Annotated in this window: 3 protein-coding genes and 1 pseudogene; all 4 read left to right on the forward strand. The window is 62.8% G+C overall.

Annotation, left to right across the window (positions count from 1 at the left end; all coding sequences use genetic code 11):
* Nucleotide 1: 1 nt before the first annotated feature.
* Nucleotides 2-525 (forward strand): annotated as a pseudogene (locus VZ95_RS28820) (ABC transporter permease); the annotation flags it as partial.
* Between the two features lie 99 nt (nt 526-624).
* Nucleotides 625-1,467: an ABC transporter ATP-binding protein gene (locus VZ95_RS28825; protein ID WP_332308070.1), complete on the forward strand. Its 843-nt coding sequence runs from the start codon at nt 625-627 to the stop codon at nt 1,465-1,467.
* Nucleotides 1,464-2,183: a lysophospholipid acyltransferase family protein gene (locus VZ95_RS10560; RefSeq protein ID WP_045775805.1), complete on the forward strand. Its 720-nt coding sequence runs from the start codon at nt 1,464-1,466 to the stop codon at nt 2,181-2,183. The genes VZ95_RS28825 and VZ95_RS10560 overlap by 4 nt, the downstream gene beginning before the upstream one ends.
* A 97-nt stretch (nt 2,184-2,280) precedes the next feature.
* Nucleotides 2,281-2,405: tetraacyldisaccharide 4'-kinase (locus VZ95_RS29285; protein ID WP_198148220.1), on the forward strand; the 125-nt coding region annotated here is incomplete at its 3' end.

A 2,405-nucleotide genomic window follows, 5' to 3' on the forward strand; every position in this document is an offset into this window, starting at 1 on the left:
TATCCAGCAACGGCTCTTTGGTCATTTAGTTCATGCCGACTTAAGTTTTTTCCACGCCCACGCGACGGGGAATTTAGTGAGCCGCTTCACCAACGATGTTGGGTTGATGCGCAATCTTGTTTCGTCAACGCTCACGGGGTTTGGGAAAGATTTTCTAAGCGTCATCTTCCTTCTTGCCGGAATGCTCTGGACGGATTGGGTCTTGACGGTGGTAGCCTTGATTGGTTTCCCGACAGCGATTCTGCCCATCGCGCGCCTGGGCAAGCGCATGCGCAAGGTTTCGGCGAACACGCAAGCGAGATGGGGCAGTTCACGACCCTGTTGGAACAGGTGTTCATGGGCGCGCGCCACGTCAAATCCTATGCGATGGAAGAATATGAGACAAAACGGGCGGCAACGCTTATTGATCGATTGCACCGGCTGATCGCCAAAGCCTCCCGCGTGCGGGCGGTCTCCAGTCCTCTAATGGAAACCCTAGGGGGCGTTGCGATTGTTGCGGTTATTGTTTACGGCGGCAATCAGGTCATTGATGGAACCCGCACAACGGGGACGTTTTTTAGCTTCATCGCCTCATTCTTGATTGCGTACGAGCCCGTTAAGCGCCTCGCCAATCTGAATGTTTCCATGCAAGAGGGGTTGGCGGCGGCGGATCGGGTTTTCACCTTGATCGACACGCCGCCTGCGATTGCCGATGCCCCCGGCGCGCCCGCCCTGGCGGTGACGCGCGGCGAAGTGCGGTTCGAGGGCGTGCGCTTTCATTATGCCGATCCCGAAGCACCGCAGCTCGATGGGCTCAATCTGGTGATCCCGGCGGGGCAAAAGGTGGCCTTGGTTGGCCCCTCGGGCGCGGGGAAATCGACCATCCTCAATCTCATTCCGCGCTTTTACGATGTCACGGCGGGGCGCATTCAGATCGACGGGCAGAACGTCCAGAGCGTGACGCTCGCCTCCCTACGCCGCTCGGTTGGTCTGGTGAGCCAGGAAGTCAGCCTGTTCGACGATAGCGTGCGCGCCAATATCGCCTATGGCCGCCCGGAGGCGAGCGAGGCCGAGATTATTCAGGCGGCGCGCGATGCGGCTGCCCATGAGTTTATCACCGAGCTTCCCCAGGGCTACGATACGGTTGTCGGCGAGTTCGGGGTGAAGCTCTCGGGCGGGCAGCGCCAGCGGCTTTCCATCGCCCGCGCCATGCTGAAGAACGCGCCGATTCTGCTGCTGGACGAGGCGACTAGCGCGCTCGATACCGAATCGGAACGGCTGGTTCAGGCGGCGCTCGACCGGCTGATGCAGGGGCGGACGGTGCTGGTCATCGCCCATCGCCTCTCGACGGTGGTCGATGCCGACCTTATCTATGTGCTGGAGCGCGGCAAGGTTGTGGAGCGCGGTAGCCACGCCGAGCTTCTGGCCCGCACGGGGCTTTATGCGCGCCTGCACGCGCTGCAATTTGCGGAGCCCGTCGCCGGATGAAGAAACTCGCTAAATCGGCCTTCGTGCAACGGCTGCTCGTCAGCTTCGCCTTCGCCTATATCCGCTTCGTTTGGTGGACCAGCCGGACCGAGCGCGATTGGCACCCGGAATCCGATGCGCTGCTGAAAGCCGGGCGGCCTTTCATTGCCGCCTTCTGGCATAGCCGTATTTTGTTGATGGCCTACCATTGGCCACAAACCGGCGCTTTGGTGCACGTGCTGATCTCCCAGCACCGCGACGGCGCGATGATCGCCAAAGCTGTGCGCCCCTTCGGTATCGAGGCGATTTCGGGCTCGTCGCGCCGGGGCGGCAAGGAAGCGCTGTACGAAATCGTGCGCCTACTCGAAGCCGGGAAGATCGTCGCGATTACCCCGGATGGGCCGAAAGGGCCGCGCCAGCGCGCGAAATTCGGCGTTGCCTACGCGGCAATTACGGCGGGTGTGCCGGTCATTCCCATCACCTACAGCGTCAAGCGCCGGAAAGTGATGGGCAGTTGGGACCGTTTCGTTCTGGCGCTGCCTTTCAACCGCGTTCTGCTGAAGGCCGATGCGCCGATTTCGGTGACGGGACTTAGCATCGAGGCAGCGCGGGAGCGGATCGAAGCGGCGATGAACGCGCAATTGGCGGCGGTCGATGGCCATTTCGGCTTCCCGCCGGTGCCGCCCGGCCCGCCGCTGGAACTCGACTCCCGCCCCGACTTGGCGACCGAGCGTTAACCCATGCAGGCCCCTGGTTTTTGGCAGCGGGACGGGCTATTGCCCCGGCTGCTCGCCCCTTTGGCGGATCGCGTCGCGGCGATAACGGCGCAGCGGCTTGCCGCGACGGTGGGCTTCAACCCCGGCTGTCCCGGTGATCTGCATCGGTAATCTCACCGTCGGCGGCCAGGGCAAGACGCCGACCGTGCTGGCGGTGGCGGCGCGCGTGCAGGCGGCGGGGCG

The organism is Elstera litoralis (genome assembly GCF_000963705.1).
Taxonomy (GTDB): Bacteria; Pseudomonadota; Alphaproteobacteria; order Elsterales; family Elsteraceae; genus Elstera; species Elstera litoralis.

Excerpts from the sequence above, each read along its gene's own strand:
- VZ95_RS28825 (WP_332308070.1), top strand. The coding sequence starts at position 625 with ATGCAAGAGGGGTTGGCGGCGGCGGATCGGGTTTTCACCTTGATCGAC.
- VZ95_RS10560 (WP_045775805.1), top strand. The coding sequence starts at position 1,464 with ATGAAGAAACTCGCTAAATCGGCCTTCGTGCAACGGCTGCTCGTCAGC.